Source organism: Parapedobacter indicus, from assembly GCF_900113765.1.
GTDB lineage: Bacteria > Bacteroidota > Bacteroidia > Sphingobacteriales > Sphingobacteriaceae > Parapedobacter > Parapedobacter indicus.
The window spans coordinates 142130-168556 of record NZ_FOQO01000010.1; the positions used below are offsets into that span (position 1 = coordinate 142130).

General features: G+C 48.7%; 18 protein-coding genes. 7 read left to right on the forward strand and 11 right to left on the reverse strand.

Features of this window, described 5'->3' with window-relative positions; genetic code table 11:
• Window positions 1-11: 11 nt before the first annotated feature.
• On the reverse strand, window positions 12-1373 hold the full coding sequence (locus tag BMZ56_RS19490) for a DUF3748 domain-containing protein (RefSeq protein WP_245893309.1): 1362 nt from the start codon (window positions 1371-1373) through the stop codon (window positions 12-14).
• A gap of 283 nt (window positions 1374-1656) precedes the next feature.
• Between BMZ56_RS19490 and BMZ56_RS19495 the strand changes: the two genes are divergently transcribed.
• The 4 genes from BMZ56_RS19495 (at window position 1657) to BMZ56_RS19510 (ending at window position 7306) form a co-directional block, all read left to right on the forward strand.
• Window positions 1657-2262, forward strand: coding sequence for an RNA polymerase sigma factor (locus tag BMZ56_RS19495; RefSeq protein ID WP_245893307.1), 606 nt, complete (start codon window positions 1657-1659; stop codon window positions 2260-2262).
• Between the two features lie 13 nt (window positions 2263-2275).
• Window positions 2276-3589, forward strand: a complete 1314-nt coding sequence (locus BMZ56_RS19500; RefSeq protein ID WP_090629625.1) for an outer membrane beta-barrel protein — start codon at window positions 2276-2278, stop codon at window positions 3587-3589.
• 171 nt (window positions 3590-3760) lie between these two features.
• A complete protein-coding gene (locus BMZ56_RS19505; RefSeq protein ID WP_090629628.1) occupies window positions 3761-5701 on the forward strand; it encodes a sensor histidine kinase in 1941 nt (646 codons plus the stop codon).
• A gap of 189 nt (window positions 5702-5890) precedes the next feature.
• Entirely contained in the window at window positions 5891-7306 is a 1416-nt protein-coding gene (locus BMZ56_RS19510; protein ID WP_090629630.1) for an alkaline phosphatase, read from the forward strand.
• Here the strand turns inward: BMZ56_RS19510 and BMZ56_RS19515 are convergent.
• Both BMZ56_RS19515 and BMZ56_RS19520 read right to left on the reverse strand, forming a co-directional pair.
• On the reverse strand, window positions 7297-7920 hold the full coding sequence (locus BMZ56_RS19515; protein WP_090629633.1) for an HAD family hydrolase: 624 nt from the start codon (window positions 7918-7920) through the stop codon (window positions 7297-7299). The genes BMZ56_RS19510 and BMZ56_RS19515 overlap by 10 nt on opposite strands.
• Entirely contained in the window at window positions 7917-9113 is a 1197-nt protein-coding gene (locus tag BMZ56_RS19520) for a proline dehydrogenase family protein (protein WP_090629635.1), read from the reverse strand. The genes BMZ56_RS19515 and BMZ56_RS19520 overlap by 4 nt, the downstream gene beginning before the upstream one ends.
• A gap of 200 nt (window positions 9114-9313) precedes the next feature.
• On the opposite strand from BMZ56_RS19520, the gene BMZ56_RS19525 reads away from it, so the two are divergent.
• Window positions 9314-11224 (forward strand): amidophosphoribosyltransferase, encoded by a 1911-nt coding sequence (locus tag BMZ56_RS19525; protein WP_090629638.1) that lies wholly within the window; start codon window positions 9314-9316, stop codon window positions 11222-11224.
• A 45-nt stretch (window positions 11225-11269) separates the two neighbouring features.
• Here the strand turns inward: BMZ56_RS19525 and BMZ56_RS19530 are convergent, their stop codons facing one another.
• The 8 genes from BMZ56_RS19530 to BMZ56_RS19565 form a co-directional block, all read right to left on the reverse strand.
• Window positions 11270-12244 carry a bifunctional riboflavin kinase/FAD synthetase gene (locus BMZ56_RS19530; RefSeq protein ID WP_090629640.1) on the reverse strand — a complete coding sequence of 325 codons (975 nt, stop codon included), beginning with the start codon at window positions 12242-12244 and terminating at the stop codon, window positions 11270-11272.
• Entirely contained in the window at window positions 12222-12956 is a 735-nt protein-coding gene (truB, locus tag BMZ56_RS19535) for a tRNA pseudouridine(55) synthase TruB (RefSeq protein WP_090629643.1), read from the reverse strand. The genes BMZ56_RS19530 and truB overlap by 23 nt, the downstream gene beginning before the upstream one ends.
• Window positions 12957-13751 (reverse strand): undecaprenyl-diphosphate phosphatase, encoded by a 795-nt coding sequence (locus BMZ56_RS19540; RefSeq protein ID WP_090629646.1) that lies wholly within the window; start codon window positions 13749-13751, stop codon window positions 12957-12959.
• The gene (locus BMZ56_RS19545; RefSeq protein WP_090629648.1) at window positions 13751-13990 is read right to left on the reverse strand and encodes a DUF3098 domain-containing protein; all 240 of its coding nucleotides are present in this window, start codon (window positions 13988-13990) and stop codon (window positions 13751-13753) included. The genes BMZ56_RS19540 and BMZ56_RS19545 overlap by 1 nt, the downstream gene beginning before the upstream one ends.
• 9 nt (window positions 13991-13999) lie before the next feature.
• Window positions 14000-14878, reverse strand: a complete 879-nt coding sequence (locus BMZ56_RS19550; RefSeq protein WP_090629650.1) for a cell division protein FtsX — start codon at window positions 14876-14878, stop codon at window positions 14000-14002.
• A gap of 63 nt (window positions 14879-14941) precedes the next feature.
• Window positions 14942-19504: an efflux RND transporter permease subunit gene (locus BMZ56_RS19555; protein ID WP_090629652.1), complete on the reverse strand. Its 4563-nt coding sequence runs from the start codon at window positions 19502-19504 to the stop codon at window positions 14942-14944.
• 34 nt (window positions 19505-19538) lie between these two features.
• A complete protein-coding gene (locus tag BMZ56_RS19560) occupies window positions 19539-20693 on the reverse strand; it encodes an efflux RND transporter periplasmic adaptor subunit (protein ID WP_090629655.1) in 1155 nt (384 codons plus the stop codon).
• 157 nt (window positions 20694-20850) lie between these two features.
• Window positions 20851-21222, reverse strand: coding sequence for a hypothetical protein (locus BMZ56_RS19565; RefSeq protein WP_090629657.1), 372 nt, complete (start codon window positions 21220-21222; stop codon window positions 20851-20853).
• A 129-nt stretch (window positions 21223-21351) separates the two neighbouring features.
• On the opposite strand from BMZ56_RS19565, the gene leuS reads away from it, so the two are divergent.
• Together leuS and BMZ56_RS19575 are read left to right on the forward strand one after the other, a co-directional pair.
• The gene (gene leuS, locus BMZ56_RS19570; protein WP_090629948.1) at window positions 21352-24138 is read left to right on the forward strand and encodes a leucine--tRNA ligase; all 2787 of its coding nucleotides are present in this window, start codon (window positions 21352-21354) and stop codon (window positions 24136-24138) included.
• Between the two features lie 144 nt (window positions 24139-24282).
• Entirely contained in the window at window positions 24283-26400 is a 2118-nt protein-coding gene (locus tag BMZ56_RS19575) for a S9 family peptidase (RefSeq protein WP_090629660.1), read from the forward strand.
• Window positions 26401-26427 lie beyond the last annotated feature (27 nt).

The following is a 26427-nucleotide window of genomic DNA, read 5'->3' on the forward strand; positions in this document are numbered from 1 at the left end:
CGGCATCCGGGTTATTTACGTAAGAGAAAGATTTGCAAAAAACGGTCGTTGTCTTGATCTATATAGCGGTTGTATGCTAGGGTTTTTCCGTCGGGCGACCAATTCGGTGCACCAATTGGTTTTTCGAGATCGGTGAAACGCGGTGTAATGCGTTCCGTTATACCTGTTGCTATCTCTGTAATAAATAGGCTGTTATCAGCCGGATAAGCAATCCATGTTCCCGAGGGGTCGATGTTGAATGGGCCCTGTACCGGAAAGCGATTTTGCGTGATGGATCGCGGAGTGCCGCCATTTGGAGAGATGCCAAAAAGCTGGATGATGCCTTCCTCGTCTTTAGCCAGGTAACAGATAAGCGCTCCGTCGGGTGTGGTACGCAGCCAATGTCGGGGCCCCTCAATGCCGTAGGTCAAATGGGTAATACGGCGTTGGACGATGCTTTTGGGAACTCCGGGGCGCAGCGTGGCGGTTCCTTCCACCGGCTGCCCATCGGTTTCGGCCGTTAGCTCATCCGGTAGATCAACTACAAAAATTTCGGTAATGGATTTACCGGCCGTATTTCTGACATTACCTTGAAAAGCAATGGCGCGCCGTTGACGACTGCCATCGGGTTTACGATATCCGTTTTTACCGATCCAGCATTCATCAAACGCTTTGTCAATCGCATCGCTTCCGGGTTCGGGGTTTTCGGTGACATGCGTCACGATGACCGAAAAATAGGCTCCACTGTTGTTTTCCATGCTGCTGTCGGATGCAACCGTCACAGGTTTCGGCACCATGATTCCCACCATGCGGAGGTCCTGTACCGACGCGTCTATTTTGGCTAGTTGCTCCAGCACATAGTCGTTGTACGTAAAGCTGATCCACTTTCCGTCGCCACTCCACGAATGCGCATGTGTGCCGCCCCGTAACGCACCCGGTGTAAAGGGGGGCGTGATGTCCCGCGCATCCATGAAAATGGGATGTCCGGGCCGATCGATGTCGATCGAGACACCGGTACGTCGGGTGGCACTATAAGGGTTTGTGCTATCTGCATTGCGGATACCGTGAATAAATAATACCCGGCCCTTAGTCGGTGAAAACGTTGCCGCACCAACACCGGGGCCATAAATCGTTTGATGTTCTGTGTGATAAAGTGGTTTAATCTCACCGGTCCGCACATTCGCCATCTCGATGGTACTGGTACTACCGATCTTCGTGTCGTCATTCCGTGTGTCGTATACGACCCATTGACCGTCTTCCGAAAATACCTGGGTATTGTGCAGGGTATGACCCTGCGGCGATTGGGTAAGTTGAACTTCCTGGAATTTCATAAATGATTCTTCATTGCGATGGCATGCATCCGCTACGAATAGCAGGAAAAATATGCTTAGCATCCGATATTCCATTTGCAATGCCATCGCAGCAAAAATAGGTATCCAGGTGGTATAGTTTACTATGATATCTTATTACAGGGTTATAGGATGTTGACCTGTTGGGGTTGGGAAATGTTTTTATGTCGGTTTGTGTAGCGTTTCAATTCCAATCTACGTTTACCAAATAGCGTGATAGAAAATTTGTATGGTTTGTTTTTCGTAGGATTGGCTACATAATAGGGGGAATTGGGCGTATATTTGCAAGGTGAATCCATGAGCTAATTAATAGTAGTGTAGCCGCGTAGTGAGTTTTAACATCCGACACTTAAAGGGGAAGCATGCGTTGTCATTGGAGAGCGCGGTGCGGGGGTGTGCCCGGATGGGCGACGAACGGAGCAAGGAATTTATCTACAAAACCTGCTACGGTTACGTTCGCGCGATCACCCTGCGATATGTCAAAAATGAGTTCGACGCGGAGGAACTCACCAATGAAAGTTTCATCCGGGCGTTTAACAAAATTGGGACATTCAACAGTGAAGAACTGGGTGATCGATTTGAAAAATCGTTCCGGGCATGGCTAGCGAGGATTGCAGCGAATATTTCCATTGATTTCCTGCGCGCTCAAAAGCAATTTGTGGCATTGGATGATGTGAGCGAATTGGAGATCGAACACCGCTCGGTAACCGTAGCAGGCGATTTACATGTAGAAGATATCATGAAGTTGTTGCTGCAATTGCCGGAAATCCAGCGGACTATCTTTAATCTATACGAGGTAGAGGGATATTCACATGAGGAAGTTTCGGTGTTATTGGAAATACCCGAAAGTACTTCCAGAACCTACCTGACACGGGCAAAGAAAAAATTGAGAGAACTTTATCTGGCTTCAACAAATATTACGGCAGGATTTTAATACGTATGGCGGAATGAATGGAAGTGAAAAAAATAAGGAACTGATTCAGCGGATTGCGGAAACCCTGCGCAATCATGCCGAACCTTATAAAGAGGGAGCATGGGAGCGTTTTTCTGCGGCGCAGGGTATCGTCCGAAAACGCGTGATATGGCCCTATTGGAGTGCGGCGGCAGTGTTGCTGGTGGCGGCAGTGCTATTTTTGGTTAATTCTACATCAGACAGCCCCACGCCTACGATAGCAAATCTAGACACCAAAAAAGAACAACCCATCACTTCAGCACCGGCTGAACCTCTCGCATCTACCGAAAAGGAGCAAACAACGGTTACACGGCTTCTCGAAAAGACCGAGGCGTCTCCCCAACGCGTGTCCCGTCCGAAACAACGGAGTACTGCGGTTGATGAAACACACATGGAGCCGTTGGTCGTGGCACAAGCAGCGGTACCTACTGGTGACATTTTTAAGGAACATGTTGATGAAGAAAATATCGAACGCTACAAACCGAGTATCGCTACGGAAACCGAAAGCGAAGCGCCAGGTTCTCCGGAACACCGTGTAGTGGCTGTCGAACAACCCGTAGTACCAAAGATGCCTGTTGAACACTTTTCCAAAAGGCAGGAATACGCGGCGATTGATGAAGGGGTACACGTTGGTGCTGGGCGCAAATGGGATCTCGGGGTGGCGGTGGCGCCATCAATGACTAGTGAAAAGTTAAATTTGAGCGGCGGAATTGCCGTTGCCTACCAGTTATCGGATAAATTTTCCGTGGGTTCCGGTGTCTCGATCGGGCGATTGGGCATGGGCGAAAACCCGAATTATCAACAGTCATCTGGAGAGCCGCCCGTTTATTCCCTTGAGCCGGTAGGCGGCGAATACGTGCAAGGGCTTGCCAATAAACGCGAACAGTATAAGCGGGATATTACGTTGACAAGTAGTGTGGTCGCATTGGATATCCCGTTGGATCTCCGCTACGAAGTTTTCAACGGTTTTTACACCTCGGTGGGCGTTTCCTATGTGGCGGTACTTAGCGAACAGCGTACCGAGCATTTTATCGGCGGCCTAAATGAGACCACTTTATCGGATAAAGTAGCGGGTAAGGACTTAATAGAATCTACAACCGTTGGCTATGTGTCGGAAAAAATGGATGTCCAGCCACTCAAGGGCAAAGGATATGCGGGTTTTATGAATTTTTCCGTCGGCCGCAAAGTTTCTGTTTCCAAGCATCTTTTCTTTTCAATAGAACCCTATTTTAAACTTCCCATCGGACAGCTTTCCAAAGAGCAAATGGATTTTACCAACGGCGGAATACGTATTGTCACCGGATTTTAACCCCCAACGCTTGTTTTGTAATTATTTGATGCCAATTAGTTAATTACTTGACAAAAGTATTATATTTGGGTGCCTAATTAAACATCTGTCTATTGATTTTTTTGGATTTGTCGAACATGTCGATATGATATATAGCGACATTGTAAAGACATGGGCATAAAATAGAGGAAAATGGAACGTAATACTGTGCGTTTTTGCTTGGTTCTCCTGTGGATGGTGCGTCTGGGGAGTGCTGTTTATGCTGTTCAACCTCCAACGACTCCGTCTGCCAAGGATACGACGATTATCAATGACTGGTACAAACATGCGTATGAGTCGCTGGACGACAACTTGAAAAAATCAGAGGATCTCATTAATAAGGCATGGAAGACGTCCATCGATATCGCTTACGATCAGGGTATTGCAGATGGATACTATTACACAGGATGTGTATTTGAGCGAAAAGGCACATTGAATATCGCTAAGCGATATTTCGAAAGAGCGGTTTCGTTGTATGTCCAAGGGAAATTTTTAAACAATCTGCCAGATACATATCGGCGTCTTGGGGTCATTGATATGAACGAAGATAGGCATTATTCTGCCTTCGAATATTTCCTGAACGGATTACGCGTTGCCGAGGAGAACGGATATTTGCTAAACCAGGTTGAATTGAGTATTGAGCTTGCCAGTTACCACAATAAGATTTCAAAAGATTACAAAGAGGCGGTGGCTACGTTGAAGGACGCGGAACGATTGGCGAGAGAGAACGGTTACGTAACTACCTTGGGGCCTCTCTACCTTCAATACGGTATCGCCTATGGCAAGTTGAGGGATTATGAAGTCGGTTTACGGTATTGCAACCTTGCGAAACGGCAGTTTAATACTGCTTCGGATCCTGCCGTGAAATGGCAACTGAAAACGTTGCTGGTAGAAGGGGAGATTTGCAGCAAGACGCACGATGTGGTCAGGCTAGCTGCGATATTGGAACAAATCGGCTCGATGGCCGAACTGGTTGATGATTCACAACTGGAAACCACGTATCACCTGTTGCAGGCAACTCAACTGTACTTTCAAAGAGATTATGAAAACGTCCTGAAAATATGCGCTGAACTCGATAGCCGCTTAGCGGATAAGAAGCCGCCCGAAGACGACTGGCATCGCCTCCGGTTGCTCCAACTGAAGGCATTTTATGCGTTAGGTGACGTTAACCGCGCAGATATTCTTTTGGACGACTATGAATATTCCAAGGATAGTCTCTATGCAGCTCAATATATTGGGCAGGGGAGAGAAATGAATGAGAATTACAAATTGGAAAAATTTGGGCGACAAATCAAAGAGCAGCAATTGAGGTTGGCCAATACCAACTATCAGCGATATGGATTGACTGTTGGAATTGTGGTATTGCTTACTGTTTTGACTATCCTATGTCTCCATTTTCGAGAAAAAGATCGACTTGTTCATCGGGTTGCGCTGAAGAATGCAGAAATCTCCGTTCAAAACGATATACTAAAACAGGCAAATAAGCAGAATGAATTGCTGCTTCGTGAAATACACCATCGAGTTAAGAACAGTTTGCAAATCATCAATAGCTTGCTGAGTCTTCAATCCAGAAAGACATCCAACCAGGAAGTGGTCGCAATGATGCAGGAAAGCAGTAGCCGGATCAATTCCATAGCGCTTATCCATACTAAACTTTATCAGCAGCAGAGTCTCAGTCGGTTAAATATTCAAGACTATGTCGAACAGCTGGGGATGCATCTGTTGAGTGTTTATAATGTTGCCAAAAAAAATGTATGTTTTCATGTGGATGCGAAGGACGTTTACCTCGATATTGACACAGCGATTCCTTTGGGATTAATATTGACTGAACTGATGACTAATTCATTGAAATACGCTTTTGTAGACCGGAGCGACGGCGAAATTTACGTTCAGGTAAAGCATGCGGGGGCTAAAGAATACGAATTGATCTTTAAAGATAATGGAGTAGGTATACCCGAAAGTAAATTAAAACAGACGCATGAGACGTTAGGATTCCGGCTAATCCATTCGCTGACACGACAACTGGCAGGTATTATCCAGTATACGTTTGGTGAGTTTTCGATGTACAACATCCGTTTCAAGGGGCAGGCATAGCCTTCCGGGTTCATTTAGTTATCATTTTTTTACAAAGAATTAACCTTAAGCTATTACTTTTGGCTCTTGGACCTGCGGGCGCCGAGGGGGAATGCAAGCTCCATCACCGCTGAAAGCAAAAAGCGCCGATGAAAATGCAGGTTCCACGAAACCATTAAAGACAAATAATGAATCAATAATTATTATCGAATGAAACGTAGAGATTTTTTCAGGAATACGGCTCTTGCGGCGGCTGGTTCGGCTGTGATTTCGCCCTTTCAATCCGTTGCAATGCCTACCCATAGGTTGTTGAATCATGTGGCCGGAAAAAGGGCAAAAAACATCATTTTTATGGTCAGCGATGGCATGAGCGTTGGTACGTTGAGCATGGCTAATATGCTCAGTGAGCGGCGGGAAGGAAAGTTGTGTGCATGGATGTCATTATATCAGGAGAAAAAGGCGGTACGTGGGTTGATGGATACGGCGTCGGCTAATAGCTTGGTGACCGATTCTGCGGCAGCTAGCTCTTCGTGGGGTGGCGGCGTGCGGGTGAACAACGGAGCGCTGAATGTTACGCCGGAAGGTGACAGACCCGTCCCCATTTTGCAAAAGTTTAAAGCGGCAGGGAAATCCGTTGGGTGTGTAACCACCGTTCCCATCACCCATGCAACACCGGCGGGGTTTTGTGTCAATAGCGACAGCCGCGGTGACCAGGCAGAAATCGCACTGATGTACCACGACCTACGCTTTGATGTAATGATGGGCGGCGGCACAGAGTTTTTTAGTGCCGATAATCGCAAAGACAAACAGGATGTGTTCGGCAAATTTGTTTCAAGCGACTTTTCCGTCGTAAAAACCAGGGACGAGCTGCTCGCAGCCGATGTTTCCGGAAAGCCGTTTCTCGGCGTCTTCTATCCGAATGGCTTGCCCTATGCGTTGGACCGGGAACACGATGAAGCGTTGAAGGCAAATACTCCCTCTTTAACAGAAATGGTTACGGCTGCAATCAAGCGTTTAGCGCAAAACTCCAAAGGATTTGTCCTGCAAATTGAAGCCGGTAAAGTGGATTGGAGTGCACATGCTAATGATACCGGTGCATTGATCTACGATCAATTGGAATTCGACAGGGCGTTGGCGGCGGTACTTTCTTTTGCGGAAGCAGATGGCGAGACATTGGTGATCGTAACCACTGATCATGGAAACGCAAATCCGGGGTTGTTTGGGGCGACGGCTAACTTTGAGAAGATTATAGACTTTAAGCATACCAACGACTGGGTATTACAGGGGATCGACAGAGACTTTAATGCGCATCAGGTTCGGGAGCGTATTGAATATGCTCAAGGATACGCTATCAATGCAGATGAGGCGGTACGGTTACTTGCCCATTATGTAACCGATCGTGGAGAAGATGGATTGTATAATCCTTATAAGTTACCATTTGCTGATTTTGCCGATATTCAGCGGAAATATACGTCGATTGGCTGGGCAGGAACTGGCCATTCGGGCGATCACGTGGAAGTCGCCGCTTACGGTGCTGGTGCTGAGTTGCTCAAGCCTTTTGTCCGGAATACAGACCTTCACTACCTGATGCTGGAGGCTGCTGGGGTGAAAAGCGCTCAGATTTGATCGATGCGTACCCAATCCATGCCGGCGGCAATGGCTCCCTGCACGCCTGGATTGCCATCTTCAAAGACCAGGCAATCTTGGGGTGCAACGCCCAATTGCTGAGCCGCACGTAAAAATGGGTCGGGGTAAGGTTTTCCCCGGTCAGTATCATCGGCGCAGACCAAGGTTTCGATGGTATTAATTAACCCAATGGCGGTGAGTGTACGCGTGACGGTCTTCCGGCTGCCACCGGATACGACACCGATATGGACTTTGCCCAGGTGGTTTTTCAAATGTTGCACAACGAAGTCTATGGGCTGGGTTTTCAGTACATACTGCTCCAGGAATATGGCCGATTTTGCGGCCGCAAATTCATGGGTTGGAACGTGGGTGCCGTATCGCTTATTGATTTCGGCTGCGATCAGTACCGTTGGCCAACCTGCTAGTTCGTCAATAATAGCCGTATCCAGATCGATGCCGTAGTGGGCGGCGGCGTGATGGTATGCCGCCCGGTGCATGGGCATATTGTCCGCTAGGGTACCATCGCAGTCGTACAAATAGGCGCGATAATTTTTCTGATGGCTGATCTGGGTGAGGATCTCAAGTTTGTCCTGTATGAATGTGTCTGTTGTCATTTATTGAATTTCCTTCGTTTTTTTTCCTGAGTAATCAATGAAAGTTCGCGTCCGGTTTGCCCGGCTACAGAAGTGTTTTCCTGCGCCCTTCGGAATAGATAGGGCATTACAGCCTTAACCGGCCCGTAGGGCATGTATTTTGCAACCCGATAGCCCGCTTCTGCCAGGTTAAAGCTGAGGTTGTCGCTCATACCTAAAAGCTGTGCAAAATAGAGGTGCGGATGGTTATGCGGCAGCTGTCGATGGTCGATCTCTTCGGCTAATAGCCGGCAGCTGGTCTCATTGTGTGTGCCCGCCATCATACCGATCCGATCGACATGATCTAAACAGAAGTGTGTAGCGAGATTATAATCCCGGTCGGTTGCTTCCTTATCGGGCTGAATGGGCGATAGGTATCCTAGCTCTTCGGCTCTTTCCCGCTCGATTTCCATATAAGCTCCGCGTACCAGCTTTGCTCCCAGGAAAAATCCGTCGGTCTCAGCCAGGTAATAATCGGCTTGGAGGGCTGCCAACTTATCCGTGCGGTAAAGCTGGTAGGTGTTGTATACCACCGGTGCGGTACGGTTATATACGCGCATCATATCACGGGCAATGTCGTCGATCGCATCCTGTATCCAGGAATGTTCTGCGTCGATCAATACGCGGACATTGCCGTCGTGGCAGGCCTTACATATGCGGTCGATACGTTGTTTGACACGATTGTATTCCCTTTTCTCTTCCTCGTCAAGGGCTATATTGGCATTTACCTTTTCAAATAATGAAAAGCGTCCCAGGCCTGTGGGCTTGAACACGGAGAAAGATATGTTGGGATTACGTTGAGCATATTCGACCGTACGCAACAGCTCGTTGCATGTTTCATCGAAAGCCACCTCGGCCTCTTCGCCTTCTACCGAATAGTCAAGGATGGTTTCTACGCGTTGATTTGCCAATCGGCCGATGGCAGGAAGACAGCCCTCGATGGTTTCCCCGCCGCAGAAATGGTTGAAAATAGAGTTACGGATGATGCCCGTAATGGGTAAGCCTATTTTTAGTGCGAAGTTGGTGATGGGCGGCCCCACCTTGGTCAGAAAGTTGCTACCGATGATTTTGAATAGCCAGTAAGCTTTATCCAAATCTCGATTGCTTTTACTTCTGAACGCAATTTCTGTATTTTCAAACGAGAATGTATCTCGTTGCTCCGTTTGTTGGGACATGGATGTGTGCAATTACGGGGCGAAATTAAGGATACTTTGTGTGCTTTACAAGTTGTTAGTTTTCGCCAAGATCGCAAAGTTTCGAAACCGCAAAATCGCGGCAACCACGCTATTGCAACTCAGTGTCTTGGCGTTGGCCGGCATTTTTATTTGCATACGAAAGAAATAATTTATGTACCTTTGTACACTCAAAGCATAACATGAGTGACGCTATCAAACACGAGTGCGGTATCGCACTGATTCGCCTGTTGAAACCCCTTTCATACTATCAGGAAAAATACGGTACGGCCTTATATGGCATTAATAAGCTGTACTTATTGATGGAAAAACAACACAATCGCGGACAAGATGGAGCGGGTATTGCGACGATCAAACTCGACGTGAAGCCCGGTAGCCGCTACATCAGCCGTTATCGATCCATGGCTCCCAACGCGGTGGCCGATATTTTCGAGTACGTGCAAAAGAAGTTTGCTGCCGTGCAACGGGCTTATCCCGATCGGTTTTCCGACAGTCAGTGGTTAAAAAACAATGTGAGTTTTACCGGTGAGGTATTGATGGGACACCTGCGGTACGGTACACATGGCAAGAATAGTATCGAGAGTTGCCATCCTTTCCTGCGCCAGAATAACTGGATGACACGTAATCTGGTTCTCGCAGGCAATTTTAACATGACCAATGTGGACGAATTGCTGGAGCAACTTTACGAATTGGGCCAGCATCCAAAAGAAAAGGCCGATACGGTGACCGTATTGGAGAAAATTGGCCACTTCCTCGATGCTGAAAATCAGGAGCAATTTGATAAATTCAAGCAGAAAGGATATAGCAACGTCGAAATCAGCGCCTTGATTGCTGAACACCTCGATGTAGCACGTATTCTGCGTAAATCGGCCAAAACATGGGATGGCGGGTATACCATCAGCGGCATCGTCGGCCATGGCGATGCCTTTGTTATGCGCGACCCAGCGGGTATCCGGCCTGCCTATTATTATGTCAATGACGAGGTGGTTGTTGTCACTTCCGAACGGCCAGCTATCCAAACGGCTTTCAATGTGAAGTTTGAGGAGATCAATGAGATAAAGCCGGGGTATGCACTGATTGTGAAAAAGGACGGTTCAATCACCGAAGAGATGTTTAGGGAACCGGTGGAAAAGAAATCGTGCTCATTTGAGCGGATCTATTTCTCCCGTGGCAGTGACGCAGCTATTTATCAGGAGCGTAAACATTTGGGGCGGTTGTTATGTCCGCAGATATTGCATGCGATCGATTACGATATCAATAACACCGTTTTCTCTTATATTCCAAATACCGCGGAAGTTGCCTTCTATGGATTGGGAGAGGGGATCGACGAATATGTTCGCAAATTGCAGAAGGATACGCTTCTTAATCGGGCCGATAAAATATCGGATGAAGAATTGAATGAGATGCTGAGCATCAAACCGAGGTTTGAGAAACTCAACATTAAAGATGCGAAATTGCGCACATTTATCACGCAAGATGCAGACCGGCAGGATATGGTACAACACGTATACGATACGACGTATGGTATCGTGAAAGACCATCAAGATACGATTGTAGCGGTAGATGATTCAATCGTACGTGGTACGACGCTCAAGCAAAGTATCCTTACCATTCTTGACCGGCTCAACCCGAAAAAGATCCTTATTGTATCTTCTGCGCCTCAGATCCGGTATCCCGATTGTTATGGCATCGATATGTCCCGTTTAGGGGAGTTCGTGGCGTTTGAAGCAGCGGTCTCGCTACTGTATAAGCACGGAATGGGTGAGGTTGTTGAAAAAGTTTACCAACAATGCGTGGCTTCGCTGGAATTGCCTAAAGAGACCGTCCAAAACTACGTAAAGGCTATTTATGCTCCGTTTACGGATGAGGAGATCTCGAAGGAAATTGCTGGCATTATTCGCGGTACGCATATCCAAGCAGAAGTAGAAGTGATTTATCAAACGCTGGAGAACCTGCATATCGCATGTCCGGAGCACAAGGGCGACTGGTATTTTTCCGGTGATTACCCGACCCCGGGAGGCAATCGGGTCGTTAATAGGGCTTACATGAACTGGGTGGAGGGAAAGAACGTCAGGGCGTATTTTAGTGCGTAGCGGCTTTCTGCTATTCGCTGTCAGCTTTGGGCAATCGGCTAAGGACTATATACCGAACAAATCCCTTATTTTCCGTTCGTCTTTTGCCATTTGATCGATCATCTCTTGCATGTTTTCAAACCATTGGTCATGTCGGATAAAATGGAGGAAATTCACCTGTAACGTCTTTCCGTAAATGTCCGAATGAAAGTCGAAAAGGTGCACTTCAATGCTTCTGCTGATACCGTCTATGGTTGGTCGAGTGCCAATATAACCCATACCCTTTACTACGTGTTCGGGGATGTTGGGCTGATAAGTACCGGTAGTAATGCCTGCAAGATCGATAACGGCTGCCTCCACTGCATAAATTCCATATGCCGGAATAAGTTTGTGATTTTCGAGCACTTGCAGGTTAGCGGTGGGATAGCCAATGTTGCGCCCTAACTGATTGCCTCTCACGACTTTGCCGGTCAGTTGAAAGGGATGTCCCAAGTAACTGTTTGCCGTGGCAATGTCTCCTTTAATTAATGCTTCCCTGATTTTAGTAGACGAGACGGCCACATCATTGATGTCCTGCTCGGGAATCTGTTCCACGGTATATCCGTAGATTTCGGCATGGTCCAATAGGTCTTTGAGCGAACCGCTGCGGTCTTTTCCAAAGCGATGATCGTATCCAATGATGATTTTTTTGGTGCCGATTTTGCCGACAAGCACGTCACGGATATAAGCTTCCGGCGATTGGTTAGAGAAATCACGAGTAAAGGGCGTGATGATGAGGTGGTCGATGCCCGCGTCGGCAAGTAGTGCTACTTTTTCTTCAATGTCGCTGATAAGTCGCAGGCTATCATCTTCGGGATGCAGAATCATTCGAGGATGGGGAAAAAACGTGAGCAATACCGTTTCTCCACCACTGTTCCTTGCGCACTCCTTAAGCGTGCTCAATATCTTTTGATGGCCCACATGTACCCCATCAAATGTGCCGATAGTGACCACCGCATTGTCCAAGGGAATGAAATCCTCAAGATTTCGGTATATCTTCATGTGTTGTCGTCAAGCTAAATTCCTTTATACAGTTCGTTAAATCTGCTACCTGCCACGCGTCATCAACATGGAAATCGCCGCTTTTCGTCCTTCGCAGGCGGCTTAGGTAGGCACCATTATTCATCGCTTTACCGAAGTCGTGTGCCAGCGATCGGATATAAGTACCCTTGCTGCATACGACCCGGAAGTCTACATCGGGTAGGGCAATGCGGGTGATTTCGAATTCACGGATATATATACGCCGCGATTTGACATCGACCGATTCTCCGCGGCGCGCTTTTTCATAGACCCGTTCCCCATCCATTTTGATTGCGGAATGGGCTGGGGGAATTTGCTCGATCTCACCGATAAAGGAAGCGGCTGTTTCGATGATTTGGTTTTCCTGGATACCAGACCAATCAAACCGCTGATCGATGTCCCGTTCCAGGTCATAAGAAGGTGTGGTGGCACCTAAAGTAATGGTTCCGGTATATTCTTTTTCTTGCGCTTGAAATTCGTCGAGGCGTTTGGTGAATTTTCCGGTGCAGATAATCAGCAACCCTGTTGCCAGCGGATCCAGCGTACCGGCATGTCCTACTTTTACTTTCAATGGTTTGATCGTATTACGGATTTTTCGTACCACGTCAAAACTGGTCCAGCGGATCGGTTTGTCGACCAGTAATACTTCGCCGTCAGCGAAGTTGAATACACGAGGTGATCCAGCCGCTCCCATTTATAGAATCTGTAAACTGTGTCCACTCAACAGCATGATTAGGATGATTCCTCCCACGATGATACGGTACCAACCAAACGCTTTAAAGCCGTATTTAGACACCACGCCGATGAATGATTTGATGGCGATGATCGCTACCACAAATCCGACGGCATTGCCAATGATGAGTTGATTGATTTCAGGGTTAGTTAACCCATTCCCATCGTCGAAATGACCTTTCAACTTGAGTACGGTGGCACCGAACATCATCGGTACGGCTAAAAAGAAGGAAAACTCAGCAGCAGCCTTACGGGTCAGCTGTTGGGTCATGCCCCCCACAATGGTACTTGCCGAGCGCGATGTACCGGGTATCAATGCCAGGCATTGGAATAAGCCGATTTTCAATGCCTGCCAGTACGTGATATCGTCCGAGTTGTCAATATTCGGACGGTTAAACCATTTGTCGACAAATAACAAAATAATGCCTCCCACTACCAGGGTGATGCCAACCACCAGCGGGCTTTCGAGTAATCCATCGATTTCATCGCTGAACAAAAAGCCAAAAATGGACGCTGGGATTGCTGCCACGACCAATTTGTAGTAAAACGAGAGCGACCGCAAAAACCGCCGGTAATACAGCACTAATACGGATAAAATAGTGCCCAGTTGAATTGCAATCGTAAACAGTTTGACAAATGGCGTGGGAGATATGCCCATCAATGCCGTTGCAATAATCATGTGGCCGGTCGATGAAACCGGTAGAAATTCCGTGAGGCCCTCGATAATGGCCAACACAATCGCTTCGAATAAGGTCATTAACTTTTTTCGGAATTTTTAGGTTTTATCAAAATAGATACTACGCCTAAAGCGAAACCAAGCACTACCACGAGAGGTGCCAAGGTAATTTTGGTAAAACTATAGATGTCTTCCGTACCCATCATCAGTATAAATCCAAGGGCAACTACCGCAATGCTCAGTAAAAAAAACTGGTAATTCCGTTTGCCGAACACAAAGGATGCTTTTTGTTCCTGCTGGGATTTCTTGTATAGTGACATAAGCTATAATTATCGATACAGTTCGTTTGACTTCAACCGTAAGTATTTGCCGACTGCGAAGTAAGTGCTTAATCCCGAGATCAGGATGCCAAGCAGCGTTACAATCACAAAGATGGCGATAAATTCAAACCAATTGCGGAGGAATACCAATTCCGGGACTTCCCGTTGTCCGAGGTGCAACGTGAGCAACAGCAGCAAAATGGCAATCAGGGCTCCCAGCAATCCGTGTAAAATGCCGTAACCAATAAAGGGGCGTCTGATAAATCCTTTGGTCGCACCCACCATCTGCATGCTTTTGATCAAAAAGCGCTGCGAATAGATGGCCAACCGGATGGTATTGTTGATGAGTGCAACCGCAATGACCAGGAGGAGGGCAGTAAACGCTAGAATGACGATGCCAATGGTACGTATATTCTTATTGACCATGTCAATGAGCGACTCCTGGTAGACAACTTCTTTAACCATCTCGTTGGCCGATACCTTTTTGATAAACGTTTGAATGCTGTCGGTATTGGCATATTCGGCTTTCATATATATGTCGATGGAAGAGAGTAGCGGATTATGTCCGAGAAACTCAACAAAATCTTCTCCCAGTTCCTGTGAAAGATTCTTGGCAGCCAGCTCCTTACTGATGTACTCCGAGCGCAGCACATAGGTGTCAGACTCCAGTTCTTTCTGATAGGCGAGCACATTCCCTTCGGTTACCCCTTCTTTCATGATGATGTTGAGCACGATATTCTCCTTCACATAATCCGATAGATTTTTTGCGTGTACAAGCAACAACCCTAACAATCCCGTCATCAGTAGCACCAAGGCGATACTGATGACGGTGGATATGTAAACAGATTTTGTCTTCTTCGCGGATGTACTTACTTCGTATACTTCCATTTGCCGGGTATTTACGTTGCGAAAGTAGTGAATTGCGTTGACAAATTAAAAAATATACCCGGTTTATTGCCAGCCACCTCCCAACGCTTTGTAGAGGGAAAGCTTGTTGATGGCTTTCTCTCGCCGGGTACTGACCAAGTTGAGCTCGGCGTCCAGTGCAGCACGTTGAGCGGTGATAATATCCAAATAGGAGGCTCGTCCGGCTTTGAACAATTCGTGTGCGGCGTCGACGGCTTTCTGTAGAGAAGCAACCTCCTGCAGGTTATGATCCGTTCGGCGATTGATGTACTTTTGCGCAGTCATGGTCCGTTGCACTTCCTCCCATGCTTTTAAAACGGCTCGTTCGTAGTCGTGAAAAGCGATTCCATACGTAGCTTTTGCCGTTTCATACGCGGTCCGGATGGTGCGTTGGTTGAAGATCGGCGCGGTGAGACCGCCTACCAGGCCATATGCCACGGACGTAGGGGCCAGCAGCAATTTATCGATATCAAAAGCCTGAAGTCCGACGTAAGGCGAAAGAACCAGGGATGGCAAGAACTCCGCCTTTGCGGCCAGTTGTTCGGCCCCCGACGCCGCCAGCTCCAGCCTGGCTTGCCGGATGTCGGGGCGGAGGGCAAGAAAATGCGTCGGCACACCGACGTGGATGGAGTCTGTAAATGCCGAGGTCATCCACAAGGTGGTGTCTCGTGGAATACCCCCTTTGAACCGGCCCAGAAGGAAGTTTAGATGGGCTTCGGCCGCTGAGATCTGTTGCCGCACTTCCTGCTCTTTCCCTTGGGCATGGTGTACCATAGCGATAAACTGCTGAACACCCAGCTCATCTGCCCGTCCCGCAGCTTTCTGTACGTTGATGATGTCCAACGCATTTTTTTGCAGGTTGATGTTTTTGCGGAGAATCGCTAACTCATTGTCCAAAGCCAGGAGGTCGTAATAGGTCGTAGCTACCTCTTCGATCAGGGAAGTTTGCACCAGATGCCTTCCTTCGTATGACGACAAAAACCGCTGGTAAGCAGCGCGTTTCCGATTTCTAAGTTTACCCCATAGGTCGATTTCCCAAGTTGTGCGCAATCCTACGAAATAGTCGGGCAGGGGATCGGGGAGTTTTTCATCGTCTTTCAGGTTTTCGGAGAAATTCGTATCATAATTACCGATGCCGTCCATCGTATAAAAACCATATCGGCGGAGGCCGGCTTCGGCCAACGCATCGACCGAGGGGAAGAATGCCGACTTCCTCAACCTGAGGTTGGCTTGGGCGATTTCGATTTGATGAAGTGCAGCCGACATGTCGGGATGGTTGGTCAACGCCGTGTCGATAAGTGCTATGAGATTCGGATCGTTGAAGAAACTACGCCAGCGTTGATGGGCGGTGTTTAAGGTATCGGTGTTGCCTGCGTAGGTTTCCGGTAACACGCGATGCTGGGGATCGGGAAGGCTTTTTACGGTGGTACATCCCGACAGTAGCCCGATGGCGGTGATCATCAGCAACCCGGCGGTTCCCGCCTTGATTGCTTTTCTCTTTTTGTTCCGTCGGACCGCGGTAAACAACACATACAAGCCCGGGATGACGATCACACCGACCAGCGTGCCAACGATCATGCCGCCGACCGCGGTGGTTCCGATCGAACGGTTACCCAATGCGCCTGCCCCGGAAGCCATTGCCAAAGGAATCAGTCCGGCAATGAAGGCAAACGACGTCATTAGGATCGGTCGGAGACGGGCCACCGATCCTTCGATAGCCGCCTGCAGCTGCGTGGCCCCTTGCTTGTAGCGGAGAATCGCATATTCCACAATAAGAATGGCATTTTTACCCAATAGCCCGATTAACATAACCAAGGCGACCTGCGCATAAATGTTGTTTTCCAGTCCTAGCAACTTCAGAAATAAGAATGCACCGAATACCCCCGCAGGTAAGGAGAGGATTACCGGCAGCGGCAATAAGAAACTTTCGTACTGTGCGGCAAGGATCAAATACACGAATAAGAGGCACAATGCAAAAACATAAATGGCCTGATTACCCGATAAGATCTGTTCGCGGGTCATTCCCGACCATTCGATCGCGTATCCTTGGGGCAGGGTTGCCGCGGCGACCCGCTCCACGGCGTCGATCACCTGTCCGGAGCTGAATCCCGGAGCTGCATCACCACTGATCAACGCCGAGCTGAACATGTTATACCGGGTTACCTGTTCCGGTCCATAAACACGTTCCATGGTGATGAATGCCGAAAATGGAACCATTTCGCCGGAATTGTTTTTCACATGGAGTTTGAGCACGTCCTCTGGTTTCTCCCGGTAGCCCGGTCCGGCTTGGACCATCACTTTATACATTTGGCCAAACCGTATGAAATTCGTTGCGTAAAAGCTGCCCATTAGCGTTTGTAGGGTAGTCATGGCATTTTCTACACTGATTCCCCGTTTCGCCGCCATGTCGTGGTCCACATTGACAAGGTATTGCGGAAAACGCGGATCGAATGTGGAAAACGTATTCCCCACCTCGGGCGTTTCTTCCAGTGCGGTCATGAACGTTTCCAGGACATCGGCGGTATGTTGCAGGTTGTCGGCCCCTGACCGGTCGAGCAACCGGAGCTCGAAGCCGCTGGAATTTCCAAAACCGGGAACGGTGGGCGGGGGAAAGTACTCAATGCTGGCGTCCATCAGGTGACCGGTGTTGTCTTCCAGCCAGTCTATCACGTCAGCAACCGATTCCCTGCGGTTTTCCCAGGCTTTCAGGTTGATCATACCCATGCCGTACGAGGCACCGGATACTTCCGTTACAATGCTATATCCCGCTAGGGTCGACACCGTCTCTACTGCTTCGTGCTGTCGGCTGATTGAATCGATTTGATTCAATACGGCAATGGTGCGGTCTACCGTAGCGCCGGGTGGCGTAGTCACATTCACATAAATCATTCCCTGGTCTTCCGTGGGGATGAAACCGGATGGAAGAATGCTGTTGACGCCCCATGTCGCCACAAAGAATCCTGCCAGCAAGCCCAACGTCACTACCCGGCGTCCGGCAATTTTTCCGATGAGGCCTGCATACCGGGACGATATCCCATTATACCAGCGGTTGAAGCGCTTGAAGAAGCTAGGCAACCATCCCTTTGACGGGGGCTTTCCGTGCGGCGAGCGCAGGAAAAGTGCGCAAAGCGCCGGTGTGAGTGTGAGCGCATTGATGCCCGAAATCACGATGGCTGCCGCCAATGTGAGTGAAAACTGCCGGTAAAAGATGCCCACCGGACCCGATAGGAAGGCCACTGGCACAAAGACGGCCGACATGACCAGCGTGATGGCCACCACCGCGCCGCCGATCTCTTTCATTGCCGCCAGAGTTGCCTCCATTGGCGGAAGGTGATCCTCTTCCATTTTTACGTGGACGGCCTCGACCACGACAATGGCGTTGTCGACCACGATGCCGATCGCAAGCACCAGGGCAAATAGCGTCAGCAAGTTGATCGAGAATCCGAGCAATTGCATGAAAAATAGCGCGCCGATAAGGCATACCGGTACGGCTAGGGCCGGTATCAGTGTCGACCGGAAATCCTGCAGGAAAATGAATACAACGAGGAATACCAAAAGGAAAGCCTCGATCAGCGTGCGGATTACTTCGTTGATTGAAGCATCCAGAAACCGGGATACGTCGTAGCTTACCGTATATTTCATTCCCGGTGGAAACGACGTTTCCTGGAGTTCAGCCATACGCTGTTTTACGTTTTCAATAACTTCCTGCGCGTTGGAACCCGGAAGCTGTTTCATCATGATGGAAGCGGATGGCCTTCCATCGGTCCTCGATTCCATTTCATAATCGAGCGAGCCGAATTCCACCTCAGCGATATCACCTACGCGCAAAACGGAGCCATCCGCGTTTGCACGGATGGGGATGTTCCGGTATTGCTCGGGTTCAGAAAACTTACCCGGATACCGCAGCACGTATTGCTGCATATTAATCCGTTGGTCTGAGCCGATGCCGGTTTGGCCGGGAGCGGCTTCCACGTTCTGCGCGCGCAGCGCCGCGATAACTTCCTCGCTGGAAATGTCATAGGCGGTAAGCCGATCCGGTTTCAGCCATACCCGCATCGCATAGTCGCGCATGCCCATGATCTGGGCAAACCCGACGCCCTCAATGCGTTTTAGCTCTTTGAGGATATTAATGTCCGTAAAGTTGTAAATAAACCGCTCGTCTGCCGTAGGGTCATCGCTGAACACATTGAGGTACATCAGCATGCTATTTACCTCTTTCTCTGTAGTCACACCGGCTTTGATGACTTCTTCGGGCAGTTCGTCGAGTACGGTGGTGACGCGATTCTGTACGTTCACTGCGGCAATGTCGGGATCGGTGCCGACTTTGAAAAATACCTGGATGAGCGTGGTTCCATTATTGGTCGACACCGACGTCATGTAGGTCATGCCGGCCACACCGTTGATGGCACGCTCCAGCGGAATGGCCACTGCATCGGTGCACACCTCCGCATTGGCACCGGTATAGTTCGCGGTGACCACGACCGAAGGGGGTACAATATCCGGGAATTGTGTGACAGGCAATGTGAAGAGGGACAACAATCCCAACAACGTAATCAATAGGGAGATAACCAGTGATAGCACCGGCCGTTTGATGAAAGTTTCAAGCATGATAGTTAAAGCAAAATTAACCGACGTTCATTGATTAGGGGATGCTGTTTACGGCCATTTCCGGCCCTTCATTGCTGTTAATTTCCTGCGGAGCGATGACCATGCCGTCTCTTAGATTTTGCGCTCCTTCGAAAACAACTTTATCGTCTGGCTCTAGGCCCGCCTCCACCAAATAGTAGTGGCCCACTCGCTGGCCAGCTTTAAACGGCGTCATGGCAATCGTACTATCCGCGTTGACTTTATAGACGTAGGTCCGGTCCTGGATTTCAAATACAGACTTTTGGTGGACCACCAGGTTCTGCCCGCTTTTCATGGGTACGCTCACCTTGCCAGAGGCCGCATGTTTGATCAACCCTTGTGGATTTGGAAAGAGTGCGCGCAACGAAATGGTACCTGTGGTTGCTTCAAATTCATTTTCGGCGAACTCTGCTTTCCCTTCATAGGGATACACCCGATCGTTGGCCAGGGTCAGCTTTACGGGCATGCGGGGATCTGCCGTGCGAACGCTGTCGTTGGCGACAATGCTGAGGTACTCCTGTTCAGAAATGTCGAAGTAAGCATAGACCTTGGTGAGGTCCGAAATCGAAGTAAGCAACGTGCCTTCATCCAATAGGCTTCCCTCTTTCAGCGGTATGCGGTCGATGCGTCCGGAAAACGGTGCACGGACGATGGTATAGGAGAGTTGTGTTTTCGCATGTTGGAGTTGCGATTTCGCTTCCTTAATCCGGGAGTCAGCGGCACTCAGCTGCGCTTCCGCGACTTCCAGGTCGGTCGACGAAACAATGTTTTTTTCAACGAGCAGCCGGGTGCGCTCCACCTCCAAGGCGATAGTCTTCCGATCAGCAATAGCAGTACCCAAAACGGCTTCCGCGCGGGCAACCTCCGCTTGACATTCGCTGTCATTCAACTGAAAAAGAGGCTGCCCCTGCCTTACTTCACTTCCCTCGTCCACATAGATTTTATCCAAAAACCCTTTCAGTCGGGAACGGATTTCGACATTTTTGAACGCCTGAATGTTCGCGACGTAGTCCTGATGGATGGTTGTATCGAGTTCGACGATGGATGCGACCGGTGCTGTCGGGATTGCGTTCGTATCGTTGATTTCCTGGGCGTCGCCGGTGCAGGCGGTAATTGATACGGCCATTACGCCGAGCGAAAAAATAGTAAGTCTGTTTGTTTTCGTATTCATCTTTTTAAAATTCGAGTGGTAACTGCGTTTAAACTCAGTAAGAACCTTTGCCAGATCGGCAGCGATTCCTACCGATAGGGTAAATGGGAAAACATCTCGCCAGCCAAAGGGAGGCGTGATTAACGTTTAATAAATAAATGGATAAGTGCCGAAACCGTTAAAACGGTTTAAGCCGAAAAAGGAAGCTATAATACCCCAATAAGCAGCTGATTTTGGTGTTCAGCGTAAGCCGGGCAGTATACTGGAAAATATCCAGGCCCCAAAGGGGTTTGAATTCGGATTTCTTTTCTGGGGGCGCAATGGAGAGCCATTTGGAAGAGGCAGGTCTGTAATCATTATATTGGAAATCGTCTGACGCTCCATCTTCGTCACTGCACGGAATGTCGAGCACATCTTCCAGAATGATTTCGACTAACGGTGCACCATCTATGATTTGGCCGGAGGTTCGACCGTGCACATGACCATCCTCATAAAAGATGGTGTTGATGTAGGCAATAAGAGCAAGAAAGCAAAACAATCGCGTACGCATGACCGGACGCAAAGATAGCATAATTGGTAAAAACGGACGGATATGATCATGATTTTGTTACGTGTGGATGTCATTTCCTCCATTGCCCAAAAAATTGTAATTTCGCCGTCCTTACCATATACCGTAGCTATGGATTATCATCATCGTGCGATTGAAAGAAAATGGCAGCAATTCTGGGCGGACAATCGGACGTTCCGTGTGAGCAATGCATCCGACAAGCCCAAGTATTACGTGTTGGACATGTTTCCCTATCCGTCTGGTGCGGGACTGCACGTGGGGCATCCGTTGGGCTACATCGCTTCAGACATCTTTGCGCGTTACAAGCGGTTGAAAGGATTCAATGTGCTGCACCCAATGGGGTATGATTCGTTTGGTCTTCCGGCCGAACAATATGCCATCCAAACCGGGCAACATCCGGCTATTACAACGGAAGCGAACATTGCGCGTTATCGCGAGCAGCTGGATAACATCGGCTTTTCGTTTGATTGGGAACGGGAGGTGCGCACGAGTGATCCATTGTTTTATAAGTGGACACAATGGATTTTCATGCAGCTCTTTAATGCGTGGTATGATAAGTCACGGGACTGCGCAGTGCCCATTGACAAATTGGTGGCGCATTTTGAAACCCACGGCACACAGAATGTCCACGCCGTTTGCGATGAGGATACCCATTTCTTTACTGCGGATGAATGGAAAGCATTTACCGACGGCGAAAAACAACGGGAATTGCTGAAATACCGATTGGCTTACCTAAGGGAAAGCACTGTCAACTGGTGCGCTGCGTTGGGCACCGTACTAGCCAATGATGAAGTGGTCAATGGTGTGTCCGAGCGGGGTGGTTATCCGGTTGAACAGAAGAAGATGATGCAATGGAGCATGCGCATCACGGCATATGCTGAACGTTTGCTCAAAGGCTTGGAAACGATTGATTGGCCGGAGCCATTGGTGGAGATGCAGCGCAATTGGATTGGCAAAAGCGTTGGTGCCAGTGTGCGTTTTGCCGTGCCTGCTTTGGGCGACCGATCTATCGAAGTGTTCACGACACGGGTAGATACCATTTACGGAGTGAATGCGTTGGTGCTTGCCCCGGAACATGAATTGGTGGGGGCACTGACCACTGGTGAGCAAAAAGCCGAAGTAGACGCCTACATTGCGCAGACCAAAAAGAAGTCTGAACTTGACCGGATGGCCGATGTAAAGGCTGTTTCCGGTGCGTTTACAGGCAGCTACGCCGCACATCCACTTACTGGTAAAGACGTGCCCATCTGGATTGCTGATTATGTATTGGCAGGATACGGTACAGGTGCTGTCATGGCGGTGCCTTCGGGCGACCAGCGGGATTACCTATTTTCCTCACATTTTGGGTTACCAATTATTCCTATTTCAGACGCCCAGCAGTTGGATGGGCAGGCAGATCCCACCAAGGAAGGCCGGTACATCAATTCCGATCTTATTAATGGCATGACCTATGCGGAAGCGGTGGATACCTTGATTACAAAATTGGAATCAATCGGTGCGGGTAAGGCAATGATCAACTACCGGATGCGCGACGCGATTTTTGGCCGCCAGCGTTACTGGGGTGAACCTGTGCCGGTGTATTTCGAAGGGGGGATACCCCGGTTGATTGATGAACAGGACCTCCCGCTGTTACTTCCCGAGGTAGACAAATACCTGCCTACGGAAACCGGAGAACCACCCCTGGGACGTGCTAAGGATTGGAAGTATCACGGCACGTTTGACTACGAATTAAGTACCATGCCAGGCTGGGCAGGATCGAGCTGGTATTGGTACCGATATATGGATGCACAGCATACCGAAGCGTTTGCCTCAAAAGAAGCAATCGGCTATTGGAAGGATGTCGACCTGTACATCGGCGGATCAGAACATGCGACCGGGCACTTGTTATACAGCCGCTTCTGGAACAAGTTCCTTAAAGACATGGGGTATGTGATGGAAGAAGAGCCCTTCAAGAAACTCATTAACCAAGGAATGATTCAAGGGCGGAGCAATTTTGTGTACCGTGTGTTGGACGGGGAAGGCAAGGGTACGAACACCTTTGTATCCCATGGGTTGAAGGATGATTATCGCACGATTGCCCTGCACGTGGATGTCAATATCGTTAGCAATGACGTGCTCAATCTGGACGAGTTCCGGAAATTCCGACCGGATTTTGCGGATGCGGAATTTATCCTTGAAAACGGCAAGTACGTCTGTGGCCACGAGGTTGAGAAGATGTCGAAATCCAAATACAATGTGGTGAATCCTGACGATATCATCGAACAATATGGTGCGGATACGCTGCGCATGTACGAGATGTTTCTCGGCCCCTTGGAGCAAAGCAAGCCCTGGAATACCAATGGGATTGAAGGAGTTTATAAGTTCCTTCGGAAATTTTGGAAACTGTTTCACGATGCGGCGGGCAACTTGGCCGTCAGTGACGAAGCACCCAGCAAAGCCGAATTGAAGGCGTTGCATAAAATTATCAAGAAAGTTGAAGAGGATGTTGAACGGTTTTCTTTTAATACGTCGGTTTCTTCGTTTATGATCTGTGTCAATGAACTGACGGATCTGAAGTGCAACAAACGTGCTATTCTACAGGAACTGTGTGTTGTATTGCAACCGTATGCACCGCATATTACCGAAGAATTGTGGGAATTGCTCGGAAATGCATCCGGCACCTTGTCGTATGCATCCTATCCGGCTTTCAACCCCAGCTACCTGGTAGAAAGCGAATTCGCTTATCCGGTATCGGTTAACGGCAAGACTCGGATGAACCTTACTTTGCCGCTCGACCTAGCACAATCGGAGGTTGAAAAGGCAGTACTGGAGAACGAGGATTTGCAACGTTATTTGGAGGGGAAGCCTGTGAAAAAAGTAATTTACGTAAAAGGAAGGATTGTGAATGTTGTTGTATAATTCACAACTTACGGATGAGTTCGTCGGGAGGAAAACGGGTATGGCGGCGGTTTTGAAATCTTTGATGTTTCTGGTAACGATGCGGATTGGCACATAAACACGAGCGATCAATCCACCGGATGAATAACGCAACAACTAGCATATATGAATAAACTACATTTAGCCGCCAGCATGTTTCTATTATTGGGGAATCTGGTGTCGGCACAAACCAAGCGCTTGGACCTGGAACAATCCCTCGGTCTTAAGTCTTCACTTACCAAGCCGATCAATTCGGTCCGCGGCTGGGCGGATGCCCAGCATTACATTGAATACGACGTCCAAACGGGCCGGACGTATCAGGTACACATAAAAACCGGCAAGCACGATTCCTACACGCCTCCACCAACCAGCGATGTGGAAGTGTACCTGCAGAATAACGATGTTTTTATCCGTTGGGGTACCGGTGCACCCAAACAGCTAACTCACTCGCCAAAAGTTGAGGAAAAGAATCCGACATTGTCGCCCGACAATCAATATGTGGCTTTTACCCGTGAAAACGACCTATATGCCGTGCAAGTAACGGATGGCCGCGAAATCCGCTATACTTCGGATGCCACAGATGTTATTTACAATGGATGGGCATCGTGGGTGTATTACGAAGAAATTCTGGGAAGGGCCTCCGAATACAAAGCCTTTTGGTGGGCTCCCGATAGCAAGTCTCTTGCATTTATGCGCTTTGACGATACGCGCGTGCCGATGTTCCCGATTTACAATGCAACTGGGCAGCATGGATTTTTGGAGCAGACCCGTTATCCGAAAGCCGGCGATCCCAATCCGGAAGTGCGGGTAGGGTTTGTCCCGGTGAAAGGAGGAAGCGTCGTTTGGGCAGACTTTGACGAAGAAGCCGACCAGTATTTCGGACAGCCCTATTGGAGTTACGACAGCAGCAACCTGATGGTACAATGGATGAACCGCGACCAGACTGATCTCAATTTCTATCAAGTGGATCCCACTACCGGGGCCAAGCGGGAAATCTACCATGAGCATCAGGACTCCTGGATCGATCTGAGCCATGAAGAACGGATTACTTACCTCAAAGACAATAAACATTATATTCTGAAAAGTGACAAGACCGGTTGGGCGCACTATTATCTTTATGAACTGGACGGAACGTTGTTGAACCCCATTACCTCGGGTAAGTGGCAGGTCTCTTCCCTGGAATTGGTGGACGAAAAAAATAAGGTTGTTTATTTTACGGCTCGCAAGGAGCATTCCACCACGGTAGACCTCTATCGCGTTGACTACAGCGGCAAAAACCTCAAACGGCTCACTTTTGGCGACTATACTCACGAAGTGTCGGTAGCCCCCGACGGCAAGCATTTCATCACGACATATTCCAATGTAAGTACGCCAACCAAGGTAGCCTTATTGGATAACAACGGGAAATTAATCAACGAATTAGCTGATAGCAGAGCTACGGATTTTAAAGACTACCTCTTCGCCAAAACGGAGATGATCACTATTCCCACGCCGGATGGCTATCAATTGCCTGCTGTCATTACTTGGCCCACTGATTTTGACGAGACTAAGCCACATCCAGTTATTTTCAATATCTACGGCGGCCCGGATGCCGGTACGGTGAAGAACACGTGGAAAGGTACGGCCAACCAGCATTGGGCCAATGAGGGCATCATCCAGATCAGCGTAGATCACCGCGCGTCCGGTCATTTCGGCAAGGAAGGGGTCGCCTTGATGCATCGCAACCTCGGCCACTGGGAGATGATTGACTACATCACCGCCGCCAAATGGCTCAAGAGTAAGCCGTGGGTTGCTACGGATAAGCTGCTAATTACCGGGCATAGCTATGGCGGTTACATGACCTGTCTGGCACTGACCAAGGGAGCCGATTATTTTGATTATGGCATTGCGGGGGCACCTGTGACCAGTTGGGAATTGTATGATACCCATTATACGGAACGGTATATGGATACCCCTCAGGACAATGCCGAAGGTTATAAAAACGGATCTATACTGACCTATGTAAATCAATACAAAGGTGTGCTGCGCATCATGCATGGTGATATCGATGATAACGTGCACTTGCAAAATACCATTCAGCTTGTGGATGCGTTGACCGATCGCGATCGGCCGTTTGAACTAATGATTTATCCCGGAAGTCGCCACGGTTTTTCGCGTGAGAAGTCGGCTTACGACCGCAAGGAGCGGTATCGGTTTTACTATCAATATTTGTTAGAGAAACCGATGCCAGCCGGATTGAGGTAGATAACCAGACCCAACGCTTATTTACGG

Excerpts from the sequence above, each read along its gene's own strand:
- BMZ56_RS19490 (WP_245893309.1), bottom strand. The coding sequence starts at position 1,373 with ATGCTAAGCATATTTTTCCTGCTATTCGTAGCGGATGCATGCCATCGC.
- BMZ56_RS19500 (WP_090629625.1), top strand. The coding sequence starts at position 2,276 with ATGAATGGAAGTGAAAAAAATAAGGAACTGATTCAGCGGATTGCGGAA.
- BMZ56_RS19505 (WP_090629628.1), top strand. The coding sequence starts at position 3,761 with ATGGAACGTAATACTGTGCGTTTTTGCTTGGTTCTCCTGTGGATGGTG.
- BMZ56_RS19510 (WP_090629630.1), top strand. The coding sequence starts at position 5,891 with ATGAAACGTAGAGATTTTTTCAGGAATACGGCTCTTGCGGCGGCTGGT.
- BMZ56_RS19515 (WP_090629633.1), bottom strand. The coding sequence starts at position 7,920 with ATGACAACAGACACATTCATACAGGACAAACTTGAGATCCTCACCCAG.
- BMZ56_RS19520 (WP_090629635.1), bottom strand. The coding sequence starts at position 9,113 with ATGTCCCAACAAACGGAGCAACGAGATACATTCTCGTTTGAAAATACA.
- BMZ56_RS19525 (WP_090629638.1), top strand. The coding sequence starts at position 9,314 with ATGAGTGACGCTATCAAACACGAGTGCGGTATCGCACTGATTCGCCTG.
- BMZ56_RS19530 (WP_090629640.1), bottom strand. The coding sequence starts at position 12,244 with ATGAAGATATACCGAAATCTTGAGGATTTCATTCCCTTGGACAATGCG.
- truB (WP_090629643.1), bottom strand. The coding sequence starts at position 12,956 with ATGGGAGCGGCTGGATCACCTCGTGTATTCAACTTCGCTGACGGCGAA.
- BMZ56_RS19540 (WP_090629646.1), bottom strand. The coding sequence starts at position 13,751 with ATGACCTTATTCGAAGCGATTGTGTTGGCCATTATCGAGGGCCTCACG.
- BMZ56_RS19545 (WP_090629648.1), bottom strand. The coding sequence starts at position 13,990 with ATGTCACTATACAAGAAATCCCAGCAGGAACAAAAAGCATCCTTTGTG.
- BMZ56_RS19550 (WP_090629650.1), bottom strand. The coding sequence starts at position 14,878 with ATGGAAGTATACGAAGTAAGTACATCCGCGAAGAAGACAAAATCTGTT.
- BMZ56_RS19555 (WP_090629652.1), bottom strand. The coding sequence starts at position 19,504 with ATGCTTGAAACTTTCATCAAACGGCCGGTGCTATCACTGGTTATCTCC.
- BMZ56_RS19560 (WP_090629655.1), bottom strand. The coding sequence starts at position 20,693 with ATGAATACGAAAACAAACAGACTTACTATTTTTTCGCTCGGCGTAATG.
- BMZ56_RS19565 (WP_090629657.1), bottom strand. The coding sequence starts at position 21,222 with ATGCGTACGCGATTGTTTTGCTTTCTTGCTCTTATTGCCTACATCAAC.
- leuS (WP_090629948.1), top strand. The coding sequence starts at position 21,352 with ATGGATTATCATCATCGTGCGATTGAAAGAAAATGGCAGCAATTCTGG.
- BMZ56_RS19575 (WP_090629660.1), top strand. The coding sequence starts at position 24,283 with ATGAATAAACTACATTTAGCCGCCAGCATGTTTCTATTATTGGGGAAT.